At 57.1% G+C, this 17,857-nt stretch carries 15 protein-coding genes; 7 read left to right on the top strand and 8 right to left on the bottom strand.

Annotation, left to right across the window (positions count from 1 at the left end; genetic code table 11):
* Nucleotides 1-195 precede the first annotated feature (195 nt).
* From M1E05_RS16495 to M1E05_RS16480, 4 genes are all read left to right on the top strand, one after another.
* Nucleotides 196-861, top strand: coding sequence for a hypothetical protein (locus tag M1E05_RS16495; RefSeq protein WP_461163595.1), 666 nt, complete (start codon nucleotides 196-198; stop codon nucleotides 859-861).
* 45 nt (nucleotides 862-906) lie between these two features.
* Complete coding sequence (locus M1E05_RS16490) at nucleotides 907-1,077, top strand: hypothetical protein (RefSeq protein ID WP_461163594.1); 171 nt, start codon at nucleotides 907-909, stop codon at nucleotides 1,075-1,077.
* Between the two features lie 474 nt (nucleotides 1,078-1,551).
* Nucleotides 1,552-3,210 carry an HsdM family class I SAM-dependent methyltransferase gene (locus tag M1E05_RS16485; protein ID WP_461163593.1) on the top strand — a complete coding sequence of 553 codons (1,659 nt, stop codon included), beginning with the start codon at nucleotides 1,552-1,554 and terminating at the stop codon, nucleotides 3,208-3,210.
* Between the two features lie 280 nt (nucleotides 3,211-3,490).
* On the top strand, nucleotides 3,491-4,105 hold the full coding sequence (locus M1E05_RS16480) for a hypothetical protein (protein WP_461163592.1): 615 nt from the start codon (nucleotides 3,491-3,493) through the stop codon (nucleotides 4,103-4,105).
* An 80-nt stretch (nucleotides 4,106-4,185) separates the two neighbouring features.
* Here M1E05_RS16480 and M1E05_RS16475 read toward each other — a convergent pair whose 3' ends face one another.
* Together M1E05_RS16475 and M1E05_RS16470 are read right to left on the bottom strand one after the other, a co-directional pair.
* The gene (locus M1E05_RS16475) at nucleotides 4,186-5,247 is read right to left on the bottom strand and encodes a P-loop NTPase family protein (RefSeq protein WP_461163591.1); all 1,062 of its coding nucleotides are present in this window, start codon (nucleotides 5,245-5,247) and stop codon (nucleotides 4,186-4,188) included.
* Nucleotides 5,248-5,510: 263 nt separating this feature from the next.
* A complete protein-coding gene (locus tag M1E05_RS16470; protein WP_461163590.1) occupies nucleotides 5,511-6,689 on the bottom strand; it encodes a DUF262 domain-containing protein in 1,179 nt (392 codons plus the stop codon).
* A gap of 312 nt (nucleotides 6,690-7,001) precedes the next feature.
* Here M1E05_RS16470 and M1E05_RS16465 point away from each other — a divergent pair, with 312 nt between their 5' ends.
* Complete coding sequence (locus tag M1E05_RS16465) at nucleotides 7,002-7,700, top strand: 8-oxoguanine DNA glycosylase OGG fold protein (protein WP_461163589.1); 699 nt, start codon at nucleotides 7,002-7,004, stop codon at nucleotides 7,698-7,700.
* Nucleotides 7,701-7,764: 64 nt separating this feature from the next.
* On the opposite strand, the gene M1E05_RS16460 is transcribed toward M1E05_RS16465, so the two are convergent.
* Entirely contained in the window at nucleotides 7,765-8,247 is a 483-nt protein-coding gene (locus M1E05_RS16460; protein WP_461163588.1) for a hypothetical protein, read from the bottom strand.
* A 147-nt stretch (nucleotides 8,248-8,394) separates the two neighbouring features.
* Between M1E05_RS16460 and M1E05_RS16455 the strand changes: the two genes are divergently transcribed.
* Together M1E05_RS16455 and M1E05_RS16450 are read left to right on the top strand one after the other, a co-directional pair.
* The gene (locus M1E05_RS16455) at nucleotides 8,395-10,269 is read left to right on the top strand and encodes a DUF262 domain-containing protein (RefSeq protein WP_461163587.1); all 1,875 of its coding nucleotides are present in this window, start codon (nucleotides 8,395-8,397) and stop codon (nucleotides 10,267-10,269) included.
* Nucleotides 10,270-10,361: 92 nt separating this feature from the next.
* On the top strand, nucleotides 10,362-11,378 hold the full coding sequence (locus M1E05_RS16450; protein ID WP_461163586.1) for a hypothetical protein: 1,017 nt from the start codon (nucleotides 10,362-10,364) through the stop codon (nucleotides 11,376-11,378).
* Nucleotides 11,379-11,809: 431 nt separating this feature from the next.
* Here M1E05_RS16450 and M1E05_RS16445 read toward each other — a convergent pair whose 3' ends face one another.
* The 5 genes from M1E05_RS16445 to M1E05_RS16425 are packed head-to-tail and all read right to left on the bottom strand — an operon-like array spanning nucleotide 11,810 to nucleotide 17,857.
* Complete coding sequence (locus tag M1E05_RS16445; RefSeq protein ID WP_461163585.1) at nucleotides 11,810-12,703, bottom strand: HNH endonuclease; 894 nt, start codon at nucleotides 12,701-12,703, stop codon at nucleotides 11,810-11,812.
* 12 nt (nucleotides 12,704-12,715) lie between these two features.
* A complete protein-coding gene (locus tag M1E05_RS16440) occupies nucleotides 12,716-14,368 on the bottom strand; it encodes an ATP-binding protein (protein WP_461163584.1) in 1,653 nt (550 codons plus the stop codon).
* 3 nt (nucleotides 14,369-14,371) lie between these two features.
* The gene (locus M1E05_RS16435; RefSeq protein WP_461163583.1) at nucleotides 14,372-14,812 is read right to left on the bottom strand and encodes an EcoRII N-terminal effector-binding domain-containing protein; all 441 of its coding nucleotides are present in this window, start codon (nucleotides 14,810-14,812) and stop codon (nucleotides 14,372-14,374) included.
* Nucleotides 14,809-16,596 (bottom strand): DEAD/DEAH box helicase, encoded by a 1,788-nt coding sequence (locus M1E05_RS16430; RefSeq protein ID WP_461163582.1) that lies wholly within the window; start codon nucleotides 16,594-16,596, stop codon nucleotides 14,809-14,811. Before M1E05_RS16430 ends, M1E05_RS16435 begins: the two co-directional genes overlap by 4 nt.
* Nucleotides 16,589-17,857 (bottom strand): type II restriction endonuclease, encoded by a 1,269-nt coding sequence (locus M1E05_RS16425; protein ID WP_461163581.1) that lies wholly within the window; start codon nucleotides 17,855-17,857, stop codon nucleotides 16,589-16,591. The genes M1E05_RS16430 and M1E05_RS16425 overlap by 8 nt, the downstream gene beginning before the upstream one ends.

Below are 17,857 nucleotides of genomic sequence, written 5' to 3'. Positions count from 1 at the left end.
GGTCACTTGGGAGGGAGCCCTTGCTGCCGCTGAATCTGCATGCGGCGTAGCTGGAGGCCGACCTTTGGCTCGAGGGGTGTTAGCCTAACCGCGGGGTGCTCGTTGCGGGCAACGACTGTGACATGGACGACCAGGTTTTATTCCTACTATCTGGCCAAGAAGGGGACGCGCTGCCCCTTGGGCGAAGGATGATCGATGACAATCCAACCAGTTAATGTCTATATACCGCCACTTATTGAGGCAGGGATAAATATGGGCGAGCTTTTTCGGAGAGGCAGTGTCGTCCGGAACGCATTGGGACAGATAGTCGCACATCTGGATGAAGTCCCGGATACCAGCGAAATCATGGAGAAGGTGGCCGATGCCGCAGCACGCATGAAATGGATGCCAAGCAAACGCGTTATCATCGTCGCCTCCGCTGCTTTGGTGACAGCTGCCCTTGTTACCGGAGGCGTAGTGCACACAGTGAAAAAAAAGGCCGAGCGGAAAATGGCCATGCCGGAATGCATCAGCAATTTCGGGGAATCCTTTGATAGATATCAGGATGCAATTCGTGAACGGCGCCTTGACGTGGAGATTCTCGACAAACTCATCTCAGACTTTGATGTGCTCAGGCAATATTCCGAGGAACATGGCAGCTGCGCGCTCGACTTGAGCACGGAGCAGGGGAGATCGATTGTGAATTTCGTTGACGACTACACAAGCAAACTCGCCGAAGCGAATGGCGCTGATCTGAGTGCGTTTCGGGGGCAAGCACAGGCACCAGAACCAGACCAGCCTGAGGACGCAACAAATGATGCTGTTGTCTCCCTGCGACGCAACCTCGCCGTCCAGAGGAAGATCTTCGGCGACGCCGCGTAGGGCACTTGCAGGCCGAAGTACCTGGCTCTGAGAGAGGGGGCTCTTGTGAGCACGCTACCCATGGCAGTGGCCGCCTACACCTACGACAAACTTCCGCCGGGCGAACAGCAAGCCCTCCCCGACGAGGGGCACATCGTCGCAGCCTTGGAATGGGCTGAGCTGAATTCAGATGACGAGATTTCGGGGGAGTGGTCGAGGCCGGTGATGATAGCTTGAACTCAATTGCCCACCGTCAAGGGGTCATCACTCCTCTCGACAAAGTGGGGTCCTAGTTCATCTCTGAGGCCTGCGAAGAGCCGTCGCGCCACGCATGTCGCTCAAGGAAGTTCCCGGATACAAAAAAACGGATGTTCCTGCAAGCTTGCAACCACCGCTCACATAGCCAGTTCCGCTGGCTTTCTGTCAGATTGGAACGCCTTAGGACCCTATTTTGACGTGTTTGAGGCGCCGCCTAACGTCAGGTTGAAGTGTGCTCTAACTCGACGAACTCCTACCCCATGAGGTGAGTATCCGGGCCGGATGAATCGAACATTCATCGGGAATGATCAAACGCAGCGGTTCCTACGCTACGTGTGACGCATTCCCGTTGACTTCGCCGTTCCAGGCGAGGGACGCCCAGGACATCCCGCCGGGTCGATCGCTGGCGGTGTCGACGCCTATATTGACGGGCTCCTGTGGAAGACTTGGGGAGTGCTAGATGTTTTGCGAGAAGACGACACGAGTGAGCTCCGGAAGTCGCGAGGAGCCTTCTTTACACCCATTCCTGTCAGCGACTTCATTTCGACTTGGGCCTTGACTGGGTCCGCAGGAAGGGTGCTCGAGCCTTCGTGTGGTGAAGCCTCATTTCTCCTATCAACTGGAATGATGGCCAAGGATAGAGGCTTGCCCACCCCTTACATGACAGGCGTGGAGCTTCACGATACGTCCGCGCGGTTTGCCCGCATTCTGCTTGCGGAGGCTGGCCTGAACGCCGACATTCAAGTAGCTGACTTCTTTGATTTGGCACCGACAGCCGACTATGACGCTGTCATTGGAAATCCTCCCTACATCCGATACCACGAGCACGCAGGTGAATCCCGTGGTAAGTCGCGGGCAGCCGCTGCAGCTGGAGGTGTCCGTCTCAGCGAGCTCGCATCCAGCTGGGCCGCGTTCGTTGTTCATGCGTCACGATTCCTACGCGAGGGCGGCCGTCTAGGTCTCGTTCTTCCTGCCGAACTCCTGTCCGTAAATTATGCAGCGCCAATTCGAAAGTTCCTTCTGGACAGCTTTTTCAAGGTCGAGCTTGTCCTCTTTGGGGAACGTGTCTTTCCTTCGGTACAAGAAGAAGTAGTCCTGCTTCTGGCTGAGGGTTTCAGACAAGGACCCACAGACCGGTTCACTCTGTTTCAAGCGGCGACGGTTAACGATCTTCCTTCGATGGACCAACCCAGTACTTGGGTTCCCGCAGTGGCAGGGGAAAAGTGGACGGCTTCCATGGTTGGGACGAGCGCCCGTCAAATCTATGAGACCGTTCTAAGCGGCCCGCAATTCTCACTCCTTCAACATTGGGGCGAGACCTCGTTGGGGGCTGTTACTGGCAACAATTCATATTTCACTACGACATGGCAAGAGGCCAAGGAACGCGGCTTTAGCAGGTCAGACCTAGTACGCATCTCGCCGCCGGGAAGCCGTCACCTCCGCGGCCTGGAATTGAGCTCGCGTCAGCTACGTCAGCTGAGTGAAGAGGGCAAGCCGACCTATCTCTTCCGGCCTGCTGGCCATCCGTCGGCAGCCGGAGAGGTTTTTATTGAAGAAGGCGAAAAAGCTGGGGTGCACACCGCATACAAATGCCGCGTGCGCAAACCCTGGTGGAGGGTGCCGCTCGTGGCTATACCAGATCTCTTCCTCACATACATGAACGCTGACACTCCACGTTTGACGACCAATAATGCAGGAGTTCATCACCTTAATTCAGTCCACGGAGTGTATCTATCCCTGGATAATAGGGAGCTAGGTCGCGAATTCCTACCGCTAGCATCCATTAACACTTTGACCGTTCTCGGTGCCGAAACGGTGGGGCGGGCCTATGGAGGCGGAATGCTCAAGGTTGAACCTGGGGAAGCGGACCTGCTGCCCATGCCCAGTCCGGCGTTGATCACCAAGCTTGCCGAAGAGCTTCGGGCCATTCGAACCAAAGTGGATTCCACCCTGAGAAATGGCGAAATGTCCAAGGCAATGGAGTTGGTGGACAATTTAGTGCTCAGGTCAGGACTTGAACTGACGGACGAGCAGATAAGTGATCTGAGGAGGGCCCGAGAATCCCTCCTGGGCCGTCGAAAGGCGCGATCCAAGTCGGCAGCCCGTGCGTAAGGATAACGACGCCTTTTCGGACTTCGACGCCATCCTCGCCGAGACATCCGTGCAGAGCCCCTGGTCCCACGGTGTCGGCCACGAACCAGCGTTTGTGCCTGATTATCAACTTCTTTGCCGGTTGCTAGCAGTGCCACTCGCTGCCGGAGACAAGACGCAAAGCGGTAGGTTTGCTAAAGCAATAGACGCTTGGTTTGCACACGAGCTCCGGCGTTCCGGATTCGGAGCGGATGAGGTTTGGCCACGGGCCTCCAGGCCCCGCGTTATATCCCAGGATGTCATGGCACTCTTGGCTAAGTTGCCGCGCAGGCTGGCCGAGGAGGTGCGCGAACTACTGGTGACTAAAGGCCTAGGGGCTGCAGACGCACGAATTCTGGGTCGAGCCTATGTAAAGCAGGTCGATGTCGCCATTGCCCGCTGGGACAGGGGTCCAGAACTGATTCTTTCGACGAAAGCCATGAGTTCTTCCTTTGGGAAGAACCTATCTAACCGTTTCGAAGAAGCATATGGAGATGCTGGCAATCTTCGAGCGAGGTACCCCTTATCGGCTGTCGGCTTTGCTTTCCTTCAGCGCGGCAGTATAGTGCGGGAGGAGCCTGGAGCCTTCACTCGCACCATTGACATGATGAGAAAGCTCAGGGACAGGGGAGACGGTAATGGCTATACTGCCACGTCTCTTATCCTGATCGACTGGGATGACTCAGATCCTGCCGACACCGTAAGGTTCATCAATAACGTAGTCCCTGAGGACATCGGTGCCGCACAATTCATGCGTTCCGTTATCGAGACAATTCTTGAAGCGACCCCCGTGGATGAACACGTCCGCGTGCGTGAACTATATGAGAATCGCAGTCTGCCGGTTCAAGAGTCGGATGTTCCCCTCCCCGAAAAATGAAAAGCACTGGAGAGCCGCCGCGGGCCGCGCGGACTCTATGAGTCTCTGCGTTCCCTCTGGCTGGCACCGGTCCTTGACAACTAGACCCCCAATCTAGTCTGAAGTTCTTCTAGGAAGTCAGCGGTGTCTTGGCTATTTTTTATAACCCACAGATCCGCCAGGGCGTCTAACACGAACGTTCTTGCCCCAAAACGGTCACAGATACCATTGACCCAATCATGATCATCAGCCCCTTGGAGGGCATCTAGGGCGATATTTATTTTGTGGGACTCCACGCCAAGGGATGAGGCCAACGCAGAGGGGTATAGAGAAAGAGACCGGAACAATGCATCCGGGGAGATTCCGCTGGGTAGGAAGAGGGAAGGCCATCCGGTAGCGGTTTCGGCATCTTCGACTTTCCCTCGCTGGTCGCCGTCGAAGATGAGTCCAAACGATATGCTCATCCCTTTGTATCTAGGGAGGTGTCTGGCCAGCATACGGAGGTACCCGTCGCCGTCCTTCCAAATCACAGCAGTGGAAGCTGCCAGCCAGCTCCTATGAGTGTGCAGGATTGCTCGGGTTAGCGCCGCAGCGGACTCGTCTTCGCAGAAGAGCACAGCCGAGACACCACGAGGTGGGAGAAGCTCTGCGGCGATTTCCACGCCATAGTCCTGAGAAGCATAGGCTTCTATGCCGTCCTCACTTGAGCGCAAAAGAACGAAGGAGTCGTTTTCGCAAGCGAGCTCAATGATCGCTTCGGAATGAGTGGCAATTGTAAGCGTCCAACTTCGCGAATTTGCTGTTTGGATTAGTCGAGAAGCAAGACGCTCGGCCGTCACCGGAGGTAAAAATGCATCGGGCTCGTCAAGAAGGACATGGAGGTCTTCCGCATCTCGATATATTTCAAACACCCAGAACAAAAGATGCACTGAGAACTCACCAAGCCCCATGTCCAGTGATGAGTACTCAATGCCTCTATGCTTTACTTTGAAGTGCGGGACAAGTATTTGACCACCAGGCCATTGAAAACTGTCGCGATATTCCTCGTTAGGTTCAAACTCCAGTGAATACCACTGGACATACTCGTAGTCACGACCAATTATTCTACTGAGAGTTTGGACCATCTTATAGTCCAAATCGATTGGGCCTGATTCCTCCTCCATGTCCAATACGTCGACCCGGGACCGAAGACTGGCCCTCGCATGCTCACAGAGCTCGTGAAGTTGGATCAAAAGGGTTGGTTGCGGCACCGAATCACTTAGGATCCGGAGAGCCCTTGTCTTTCCTGCTCCGTTGAGCCCGGCTAGAACTGTACACGGCACGGAAAGTCTTAGATCCTTGCCAGACGGCAGAGGAACAGGGGCGACAGTCGTAGAGCTGTGCTGCCTTCGGGCGTTGCGCCAGACTTCTCTTTCAGCGCGCACTCTCATCGTGTTGCAGCTTCCTTCGACCTATGCAGAAGCTGGCTCCAATCGCTCAACTCCAAGTGCTGGAAAATAAGATGCTGAGCGTCGTCCCGGTATCCCTTTCGTAGCTTGCCCAGCAACATACCGCTTCCACAGATGCTCTGGACGCCATAACGGTCCTCTGCGTATATCTGTAGTACCAGATCTCTGGCCAATACGGAGCTCACGTCGGTAACCCTGTAAGAGGCTCGGTCGTCATATAGGGCGACTGCGCCCAAGATGGGGTCCCGTGGGTCGGGAAGGTCGCCTTCAATGCCCCGTTTTAGGGCAGTACGCTCGGCTTCAAAACCTGCAAGAAGATCAGACGGCAGGGGCTGCCCTCCTAATCGCGGCCTCCAATAGCAAAAAATGAGCCATGAGAAAAGCGTTGCTTTGTTGAACCGGATCCGCTCGTGACTAACTTGGATGAGTCTTAGCAATTGGCGGCCCGACTCTTCGACACCCCGCACAGTTTCTTCCGAGAATTTGTCGCCGCGATAGAATGACTCCACAACATTATTGTTGATGTGCTGAGTTAGGTCACCCCGCTCAAGCGCCAGACAGGTTCTAGCAATAATGTCATCGAAAGCCAGTCGTCCATTTGAGAATCCAACAATTTCCCGACTGAGGAGTCCAACCGATTCGAGGGTGGTTACGAGATGTTTTACTTGATCTCTAGCGGGCCCATGAAGCGCGTTCCTTTTCTCGGAAGGAGTGAGATTGTAGGACTGGTTTAATCGGAAAAATAGTTCATTTGGCTCTTGAGGGCTAAAATTCTTCAAAGTCACCACGGGAAGAGCAAAGCGATTAAGCGCACGCCGAGTTGCTTCGGGAAGCTGTGAAAAATAAAGTCCATGGAGAGCCTCAATTTCCGGTGTTGCAGGCTGAGTGAACCCATCAACCCTGAATTTATTCAGGAAGAAATCGCGTATGGCCGCTAAACGTTGCTGTCCGTCCAACACGATTTCAACACCGTCCTGGCTCTGAACGATGTGAACCGCGGGGACATACCACTTGCGCAAAATGGTGTCGATAAGCCGCTGCTGGCGGCGATTGTCCCAAATCTCCCCGCGCTGGAAGTCTGGCTGGAGGTCGAGCTCTCCATCGATGATCCTACGAACTATCGACTCCAGTTCCAGCTCGGAACGGTTAAGGTCCACTTCATACCACCTTGCATTCAGACCACTTCGCGTGGCTAGGGGAGAGGTTGATAGCGAATCAGACCCCTGCCGAATGTGCTTCGTATTAGAGATTTTACAAGTACATATGAAGAAGAATTGACAATATCTCTTGCTAGCTAAATAAGACTGGCCATAATCCGGCCGCCAAAGTAAGCCTGGCCCATTTGTCGCCCCACAGATAGGGTCGGGTGCGACAGGTCATCCTTGCGGCCGGAACAACATGCCCCAACAACCTGGCACGAGGCGGCCCGTGCGAAGGTTAGAGAACCATGTAAACGGGGGAGACCGACCATGCCAGCTGTGCCCGATGACCTGCAAAGAAGATTCCAGAAGTGGGACGCCAACGACCGCCCACCTCAGGACGCCTTCGAGTGGAAGCAGAAGACCTGGCAAAGGTACCTCGACGACAGCGCCATTCTGGAAACGCTTCCGAACCCCATTGGCCGCTCGTGCGTGCTGGAGACATTCAAGCTCATCAAGGACCGGGACTCGGCGCTTGACGCATACATCGCCAGCTACCTCTGGGGTTACGCCAAAGCCAACTTCGGCCCGTACCGCGCAGAGCGTGTCATCCGTTTGAACACCGATCCCGAGAACGGGAAGGACTTCGCCGTCGAGTTGCACACTCTCGCCCAGATCGCGATGACGAATGGTGGGAATGCCGCATTCCAGCACGTCGTAGACAGAAGGCAGAGCCACAGGAAGTTCTTCGACCAGTGGGGGCCGGCGTTCGCAACTAAGTTCATCAGCTTCGCCACAAAGGCCGCCGACCAGATGCCCACGATGCCGATCATGGACAGTATTGTGGCGCAATGGTTCAGAAACCACTGCAAAGAGGTTGGCCCGCTTCGGCTCAACTGGCACAGCGCCAGCAGCTACCGCCGGTACACCGAATGCATGGCCAAATGGGCACAAGAGTTGGACATTGAACCCGATCAGGTCGAACAGCTCATTTTCGCGAAAGACGGGCGTCCCGTCCTTCGCGTGTAAGGCGATACACCCGCATAGCTGGGTCAGTAGGATGAGCCGAGTGGACCAGTATAACTTTGCTCCTTTAGCTTGGAATCCGGGAACGTGGGACTACTCTCTGATCCTCGATACCTCTACCTCGATTGGCCTTGTACTCTGCCGGCAGTGTCAGGGTGCCTTGGTGGCCATGGTGGCGGACGGTGAGGGAACCGTCCTTGTGGGCCCTGTGGACGTCCCAGACATCGTTGTTCTTCACGAAGTCCTTGCCCCTGTTGGTGGACAAGCGACGGTTGTTCTCGTGGGTAACAATTATCTCCCCGACGCGTGCTGTCAGACCGTCCCGAAGCATCGCAGCCTGGGTTTTGGCCTCGAGCGCACCTGTGGCGATCCGGTAGGCCTGGGCGCCGGCGTTCACCTCGGTCACGGTGGCGTTGTCGAAGGCCATCATGGTGGAGTGTTTGCCGGCGTGGGTGTCCTTCTGGACCAGAGATATCTGGTGGACCTCACCAGCGTCTTCAATCCGGATGTTTTGGACGCTCGGGGTTAAGGTCGTGGATCTCACGCTCACTTGGGGGCTGACAACTTCTTGGTTGATTGGATGGTAAATAGTGAATAGGAGGCTGACGAAGGCTTCTGCAGCCAAGGAAGTCAATGGTGGCTAGTCCGCAGATAGGCTTCGGGAAGCTGAACAGTTAGTGGCGGAAAAGGGGATGATGTGAGCATCAGAGAAAAGAATGATATTGATCGCACTGTCGACGGCGTGGCCAAAACGATCGAAGAGGTGCTGGAGAAGAAGAAGTATTCGATCGACTACTACCAGCGCGAGTACAAATGGGAAACCAAGCAGCTCGCCGAGCTCGTCGCCGACCTGACCCGAAAATTTCTCGAGCTCTACCAGCCTGATCACGCCCGAAAGGACGTCGCTGGGTACCCAGGGTATTACCTTGGCTCGATTATCGTCTCGCAGAAAGGCAGCCAGCCATTTATTGTTGATGGCCAACAGCGACTGACCAGCCTTACCCTACTGCTCACCTACCTGCGGCGCCTGCAGCACGGCCGGGACGATGCAGTCGACATTGACCAGTTGATCTTCTCCGAGAAGTTCGGCGAGAAGTCATTCAACCTAGATGTTCCTGACCGCACCGACTGCATGGAGGGACTCTTCGAGGCCGGCGAGTATGAGCCATATGCTGAGGCGCCGGAATCAGTCCACACTCTCGTCGGACGTTTCAGCGAGTTGGACGGGCTTTTCCCCGACGAACTGAGGCAAGAAGCTCTGCCATTCTTCATCGACTGGCTCAAAGATCGGGTCCAGGTCGTGCAAATCACCGCCTATTCCGACGACGATGCGTATGCAATCTTTGAGACGATGAATGACCGCGGCCTCAAACTCACTCCGGCCGACATGCTCAAGGGCTATCTCTTGGCCAACATGGAAGAGGGCAAGCCCCGCACGACGGCAAACGACATCTGGCGCAAACGACTCCGCACCCTTGACGACCACGCCGACGACGCAAGCTCGGACTTTCTCAAGACCTGGCTTCGCAGCCAATACTCGACCAAGATCCGCGAACGCAAGAAGGGCGCTAGACCGGAGGATTGGGACCGCATCGGAACGGAATTTCATCGCTGGCTCCGCGGCGCCCACGAGAGTATTGGGCTCAAGTCCCGCCAAGACTTCCACGAATTCGTCACCCGCGACCTCGACTTTTACAGTCACCAGTACGGGCGCATTCTCCAGGCATCTCAGGGAACATTCCATCCGGACAGCCCCCTGCGATTCATTCGATACAACGCTGACCTAGGCTTCACGCTGCAGGACCAGCTGCTTCTCGCCCCACTCGTGGTCGAGGATAGCAAGCATGTCATTGACCAGAAGTTGGAGATCGTCGGCCGCTTTACGGACATCCTGCTCGCCTGGCGCATCTGGAACTTTCGTGCCACCGCTTACTCAACGATGCAGTACGCGATGTTCAACGTCATGCGCGATATCCGGGGACTCACGGTCCCTGAACTCGCTACGGCCCTACGGGACAGTCTGCTCAAGATCGACGAAGACTTTGACGGCAACGACAACCTGTACGTCCACCAACAGAACCGCGGCCAGCTGCACAAGATCCTCGCGAGGATCACGGACTACATCAGCGTCAGGTCCGGCCGCAGCTCTTGCTACATTGAGTTGACCAACGGGACGAAGGTGCGCTACGAGGTCGAGCATGTCTGGGCGGACCACCCCGAGCGACACACCGACGAGTTCAGTCACGAAGCGGATTTCACCAGACATCGCAACCGCATCGGCGACCTGCTACTCCTTCCAAAGCAGTTCAACGCGAGCTACAACGACGACCCCTACAAGAAGAAGCTGCCGCACTACTTTGGTCAGAACTTATTGGCTGCCAGCCTCAACTCCTTGAGCTACGAGAAAAACCCCGGATTTATGTCCTTCGTCAAGACCAGCGGGCTCCCGTTCAAGCATTGTGAGCAGTTCAAGGCTGCTGATGTCATCGAGCGAGGAAACCTGTACCGCGACATTGCCAAGCAGGTCTGGAACCCGGACGACCTCTGTGCTGTCGCAAAGGATGAAGGCTGATGGGCAACGGTTTCTGCGTAATCCCTTGGAACCGGCAGGACACAAAAGACTAGGCCAACGGGAATAAGTCGTTGGTTTGACGGAGTTGATGCATGATTCTCCCTATGGGAATCATGCATGGGGCCGCGAATGGCCTGCGAATGCGGCTGGAGCATGTTGGCGTCAGACCTGCCTTGGCTTTTGCAATTGGTCAGGTGGCTTATATGTCGCCACGGAAGATTCCTGATTGGGTCGCCCCGGCCGCAGTTTCGAAATCGGAAACAACGTGGCTTGTTTCCCGATATGAACGGGAGCTCGCAACAACATCAGGGGACCTGGCGTCCATTGCGCTTGTCCAAGGTCTCTGTCACCGGATTTTCGGACCCTACGGAGAGGCCATGTTTGTCGGATCATATCCCGAGTACTCGCAGGATAGATGGCAGGAGACGGTCCAACAACAAGCCTCGCCGGAGGCCACCGCGATCTTCAAATCGGCCATAGCCGACAGCGCGGAATTTAGTGCCGATTTCCTTGAATCCCATGTCTACTGGGGCGGCCATGATTGGGTATCTGGTGAAACCCAAGGCCTAGGAAATGACGGCAACTTTACAGAGGCCCTCGGTACGATCCTAGGCGAATCGAAAGCCGTGGCACTGCTGGGTCGCAAATACTTTGACACTAGTCGTGATGGGCTGGGCTTCTATCACCTCGATGCTGTTATCGATCAAACCCGGGAGTTTGACGACCTGGCCATGATTTGCAACCTTCTGGGCCCGGAAGGACAGGCCATTGAGGGTGTATTCATCCAATCCGGCAACCGTCTCGGTTTCTTCGACGGCGGTGACCTGGCCGCGGAGGACCTCAACGACGGCTCCCCAATCCTTTTCGCAGCAGAGGCAGTCGAAGAAATTTACTGTCTGCTGGATCCCACGCTCATGGATGCGGCCTCTGACTGGTCGCGCATAATACCCGTGCCTCTGGCACAAAAATTTGAGCTGGCTATTCAGCTCAAGAACGATCGAGGCATCCGGTTTGAAGCAAAACCTGAGATGGTTCTGACCGACGTTTATCGTTCGAGATACTATGCGATGCTGTACTTTCTCAGCGAGCTGGACAAGCGACTGAACTGATACCACGCATCCTTTGGAATCGCAGTCGTCAGTGGGTGAATGAGGTCTGGCCCTTGCCAGACGCTGCCTGATTCAGCGATGCAAGCGAGGGTACCCGGCGTCCGCACATCCTGGCCGCGGCCGGGAGGGTTACGCGCGCGGAATCGGTACGAGCCGGTCGAGGAATCTTTTCATCATCTCCGTGTGGAGATGTTCTCGCAAATGCCAGCCGTTTAGTGCCGGTAGCCAGTGCTTACGTTTGCTTTCAACCGGAGCCAAAGGCACTCGTATTGAGGGCGCCGTTCTGAAAGAGCAGCTCCAGCGGTTTCTGAATGAACTATCGGAGGGGCTTGCGGCACGCCCGGCATAGGCCCGATCACAATGCTGACCGTTTGGCTTAGGGGCAGGCTGTGGGTGTGGACACTGCCTTGGCAGCTGGCAAGCTCATTCCCTCAAACCCCCTTGGCTGAGCTGTGTGTGGCGGGGGGACTCTCGACCACAGGGAGCGATGGAAGTTTTGGCGGCAGGCCGAGGAGCTCTCGTATTTCCGACGGCTGATAGGGCGGGTTGCGACGGTGCGCGGCCGAGTGGCAGTTGCTGCAGAGCGGCACGAGGTCGCGGATGGGGTCAACGAGGTACCCAAAGCCCATTGCCGAGACAGGGATCCGGTGGTGGACTTCGATGAAACCCGCGGCGGCCGGACCGTAGCGTTCTCCAAATTCGAGACCGCAGACCCAGCATTCGGCTCCATAGTGGCTAATGCAACGGAGACGATTGATGGGGTTGCGTTCATAGCGGTTCACTTTGACAGTGGTTACCGCGCCTTCGGGCAATGGCTCGAACGAAGGCAGCTCCATCCCGTCGTCCTGTCCGAGGAGCCCGATCAGTGCTAGGGCCAAGACGGGGGACGCGACGGTGATGAGGCTGTGGGTGATCTCTTCAGGCGTCCGTGCTGGCATCCGCGCCCAGGATTCAATGCTGAAGGCCCGCCAGAGACCGCCGGGTGGCTCCCGCGGGTCGTCGAGTATTTCGTGATTGACGCTGAGGGTCAATTGGACGTCTTGGGCGCTAACTTCCTTGACGGCAGTTCTCCATGCGTCCGGGTTATCCTGGGTCCACTGCCCGAGCTGGCGAACGAGCCCACCAGCGGAGTCTTCGGGCATGACGGTTGCCGTGGCACTGGTCAGAGTCCTTGAGAGGGCGATGACCAGTCCGCGGCCAGGCTCGAGGCTCGCAAGGCGTGCTCCCGTACCGGATATGCCTGCTTGCGAGATGGCGCATGGTTCCAGTGGCAGTGCCATGAATGCGCCCAGCCGTGCCAACGCGATGTCGAGGGTGTGACTCACTGGCAGGCCGGGTTAGGCGTCGTCGGGTGTTTTGGGAGATGGCAGGTCCTTAACCAGCTTGCGCAGGTTGCGGCTGATGTCGACCCGGATTTCTTCGAACATTTCCTGAGAATCCGCGTTCGTGGCATCGAGCTCAGCTTGGGCCATCGCGTAGAAGAGAAATTCGATGGCCTGAGCCATGGTGCTGTTGGACGCGACCGGGAGGTAGGCCTTTTGGTACCAGTCGTGTCCGGCGTTCAGTTCTACTTGGAGGATGTTGTTGGTTGAGAGGGACATATCCCAGAGCACACCGTCCTTGAGCGATTCCCGTCGGACGACGTTCATGGAGGCGAATTCGTCTTCCACGGTGACGTTGATGATTCCAGACGGTTGACCGTCGGCTCCGATGACTGGGACATTGCCGGTCTTGTTCACCATTACGACAGCACCGTCGGAACCCGCAGTGATAGTCGGGATAGTGAGGTTGCCCTTAAGCCGGCCCAGGGTGACCTCCGTCGGCCGAATGCTGCTTATGCCGCCTGCGGCGTCTTTTGCGTTTCCAGCCCGGGAGCGCTTGTTGGCTTCACGCCGGAGCGGTGCGAGGATGTCTGTCAGTTGCTCGACGAGCGTTTCATCGATGTGCACTCCGGATTTTTTGATCCCCACCCCGAACACAGGGTCCAGTTGGGCGTCAAAGGACAGCTCGACCCTGAGGTTGTTGATGTGTGTTTCCGCCGCTCCAGTTCCGAGCCAGCTTGGCCCATCGATGAGCCTGCCTTCTCTGTACAGGTAGATTCCTTGGCGTCCCAGCGATACCGCGGCTTCCTGCCATGCCTGGAGATCTTCAACTTCGTCCTTTCGGGGCAGGATGAAGGCGCGCAGCAGCGCGGTGTGCGGGTCTCCCTCGGAGAGCTCGAAAGTGAACTTCTGTTGCTTCACCATGTCCCCACCTGCGCCTTCAGCAAAGGGGTCCCAAGGGCGGAGCTTTTCACCGTTCAAGTAGATGTTGACATTGCGCGCCCTGCTGTCGTCGGGATCCAAGAAGCGCTGGAAGACCATGCGCAGGTGCTCACGCAGGGTGGCTTCGCTGCGTTTCATGGCGATGGGGCGATTTTTGGCTTCCTTGCCGTTTCGCGTCCTGAGGAGCCGATCGATCTTGTCCCATATGATCAGCGTGCCAGCTCCCGGGCCACTGCCAGCAAAGGAGGACAGCTCGTCCAAGGCATCGTCGAGGGCCGCTGCTTCAGTCTCGTCGGCGACATCGTGTTCTAGGACCCAGCGGCCAGTTTCTGCCACCGTGTCAAGATCCCAAGCCGCTGCGTAGGACTGCTCGGCGTCGAGAGGACGTGAGACCACAACCAGCCGGCGGCAGAACTGCGTGGATGCCGTCTTCAGCCCGAGGCCGAACTTGCTCAGGCTGTTCGGGTTCTCTTGCCTGTCGGCGCCATATCTCATGGCATTCTCCAAGCCGTCGAGGTCCATGCCGACTCCGTCGTCGGCAACCTCCACGATGGGGTCGTTCTCTGTGTCCAGTCCTATCCTGATAGACACATTCTGCGCGCCGCCGGGGCCGATCGAGTTGTCTACAATGTCAGCGATCGATGCTTCGAAGGTGTATCCGGTATCGCGGAAACCCTCGATGACTCGCGTCGTGTCGGGAAGAACGATTTTCGTGTTTTTTGTCATAATTCAGTCCTCGATGTTGGTGATGATCATGCGCCATCCATTGCGCAGCACTGTTTCCGTGGCTGCTGGCTCGGCTAGGTCTTTGGCTTCATGGAGCACGGCTTCAATGTCGCCGAAGCTGTTGCGTCGGAACGCAAGCACATCTCCCGCGGATGCTGATAAGGCGCGAAGCATTTGGGTGGTATGCGTCAGCCGGTACTCGTTCCGAGTTCCTTGGCCGTGGGTTTCGTTGTTGTAGTAGATGAAGCGCAGCGACCAATGCTGACCTATTTGCGGTGTTGCGACACTCATCCAGAAGTCAGGGTTGTAGACGGCAGAATCCAAAGGAGGAAAGAACGCAAGGATGTCCGGATTTTTCGGGATGGTGATACCAGACTGATGGCTCCCCGTAAGGCCGAGATCGTTTGCGCTGAGGAGTTTCCTGACCTCGCCAAGCCGCGTCATGCTGTGGGTCCTTTTCTCGTGGTGATCGCGCCGTCGTCCACGCGTCGTGCGAGGGCGCGTTTCCAGTCGGAGCGGAGGAGCGCATCCTCTTCCACGGTATTTTCGTAGAAGAGGTGATGGACGGTGACCGGCAGGGTCTGTTTTCTGCGGTGGGCGCGTGCCGTGGCTTGGCTGGTCAGCGCGGGGTTCCATTCGGGGTTGAAGTGGATGACGTGGTTCGCTGCCGTGATGTTGAGCCCGATGCCGGCGGCTTGGGGGTTCATGAGTAGAGCCCCTGGACCCGGGAACGCAGTGAAGAGGTCGATGATCGTTTGCCGGTCCGATACCGAAACCCTTCCGTCTAGGACGGCCAGGAAGGCGTTGGGGTGCCGGTTCTCCACGGTCTCGAACATCCGGTCGAGGGCCTGTTGGAAAGAGGCAAAGACTAAGACCTTTTCCCCACTACTGAAGGCCTCTGCAATGATTCTCATCGTGTGCTCGACTTTGGGAGCAGTGCTGTCCCCCGGATCCCACCCATGCCCGTCCGCGTGGGCACACAGGACCCGCAGCGCTGTAATGGCAGCGAGGGGGCCGGCGCTGGCGGAGGCCGCCTGAGTGTAGCGGTGTGTCGCGTCCGAGGGCAGTTCGAAGGCGGTTTCGGTGTTGACCAGTTCTGGCAGGTCGGTTGCGACCTCAGCTACTAGACGCCGGAGCGTGACGGGAGCGATGATTTGTCCGAGAGATTCGGCCCGTTCAAGCTCGTCAGGGAAGGCTTCTTCGAAGACTTCCTTGGTGCCAAGCAGTGCGGGTACGACGAACTCGGCGATGGACCACAGGTCAAGGAGACGGTTTTCCACCGGTGTCCCGGTCAGCGCCAGGGAGACCCGCCGGTTCATGGACTTGACGCTCTGGGCTCGGGCCGTCTCCGGGTTGCGGATCATCTGCGCCTCGTCCAAAGCGAGGACGTTCCAGGGAATGTCGGTAAGGAAGCTCAGGTCGCTCACCAAGGTTTCGTAGGAGGTAATCACGACGTCATGCCCGGTCAAGCCGCTAGCCACTCCGGTACGCAGCGGCCCTGCATGGGTAGTGACCGTGAGGGCCGGAGCAACGTGCCCAATTTCCCGGGACCAGTTCCGCAGCAGTGACGCTGGACAAACGATCAGGGAGGGGCCGTGATTGTGCTGGTCCAGCAGCAGGGCGATCGCCTGTGCGGTTTTGCCGAGGCCCATCTGGTCTGCCAACAGCACTCCGACGCCTCGTCCGGCCATAGCTACGAGAAACTCCGCGCCAATCTGCTGGTAGGGAAACAGATCGATCCCTAAACCTAGGGCAGTGAAATCACTGGCCACACTGGCCGGTGATAGCTTGTCGTCCGGTCCCGTGTCATCAACCACCAGCCCCGCGCCGGTGGCGTCGGCCTTTACGGCTAGATAAGTACCGAGGGAGATCTCGGAGTCCTGGGCAAGTGCGTGCTTATCGAGGAACGCGAAGCAGGCGCGCGATGCAGCCACGTCCAACGGATGCCAACGGGAGTCATGGATAACCCCCTGGGCGTCGGCGCCGGGAACTGGGATGAACGAGGTGCCCCGCCGGACACCTACACATACACTCGCCGCATCGGGCAAGGCTCCTCGAAGAACCACGACCGGGGCCAGTGCGATGCGCCCGAAGCGCAGTCCGGTGGCCGGACGGATATTTTGGCTAGGGTCGGCGGCCGCTTTGGCAATCTCCTGCACCGTGGCTGGCCGCCAGATGGCCTGCTCACTTACTAACAGTTGGGCATCCTGGATTTTCCACTCAGCCATGGGCGGACCGTTCAGGGCGAGTGGCTAAATTTTCCCGGGCCTTGACCTCGATAATGAAATCATCCAGCCCCATCAGCCATATCTGCTGCGCTTGGCTAAATCCCTGGGTGTGCAACTCGCGTGGGATCACGAGTTGGAGCCTTTCAGCGCGCATCTCGGCCGTTTGATCCTCGGAAATTGCAGGCTGGAGCGTGAGCAGGTGTTTATCCGGGATGCGGTCTGCCTCGTTGAGGACTTGCCTCCACCGGTCTTTGAGTGTGGTTTTGGATCCCAGCATCGTCAGGCACGAGGGCGGGAATGTCCGGTCGTCGTATGCGGCCTTGGAGGGAAACAGGAAGTCGGGTTCCTTCTTACCTTCAGTCTTGGCCTTTTTTTCAAACCGAACACCGTTGGCGCTGAGGATGGCAGAAATGTGCTCCTCTAAGGAAAGCCCTGCCCGGGATTTCCGCCGATTGTGAACGGACAGCGACAGTTTGAGAAACGCGTCGACGTCCACCGCACCGTCTTGTCCAAGGAATCCGTTGGCGATGCTTTCACTGATGCGATGTTTCTCGAGAGTGCGGAACATCCGATGCTCCATGCTCACCCAGCGCATCAGGGTCTCATCTGGATCTACAACCGGCTCGGCGTACTTGACCATGGAGCGAGCGTACTTGGCGAATTCCAGCGTAGACGGCCACATGGTCTTGTTGAAGCGCCGCAGGATGGAATCCAGCAGGTCGTCGTCGCCCAAATCTACGTCGATGCCGAGAAGGGCGAGGAGTTCCTCGCTGGCCATTTCCTCCCGACCGGGTTGTTTGCCCATATCGGTGGCGACGAACAGGTCTTCGTTGGTTCGCTGGACGTCGAAGATCCATTGCAGCTGCCGCAGGATCGTCGATCCCTGCTTGGCAATCACGAGAATCAGGTTCCCGTCTTCTTCCTTGACAAGGAAAAGCACGTCCCCGGCCGTGGCGCGGTAGATGATGTGCTCGGCCTCCGAGAGATAGAGGAGTCGGTACTCCGGCCCCCTAGTTTCGTCTTTCTCCCGAGTGTCGTACCAGGTCAGTGACGTTTCAAAGAGCTCAGGCATCTCCTCCAGATCATCATCGAGGTAAGCCATTTTAGTCGGCAGGTAGTTCTTGCCGACAGGCGTACCCAGGAGTTTCCGGAATCCTTTGCTGCCATTGAACTCGTGCTGGTTGGATGAGAGCTTGTTGACGTCAACGTCGGCTAGGACCTTGACAGCGAAGCCTTGGAAATAGTCCCCAATATTGATCAC

Source organism: Arthrobacter sp. R4-81 (assembly GCF_054792365.1).
This window is presented reverse-complemented; position numbering and strand designations above follow the sequence as displayed.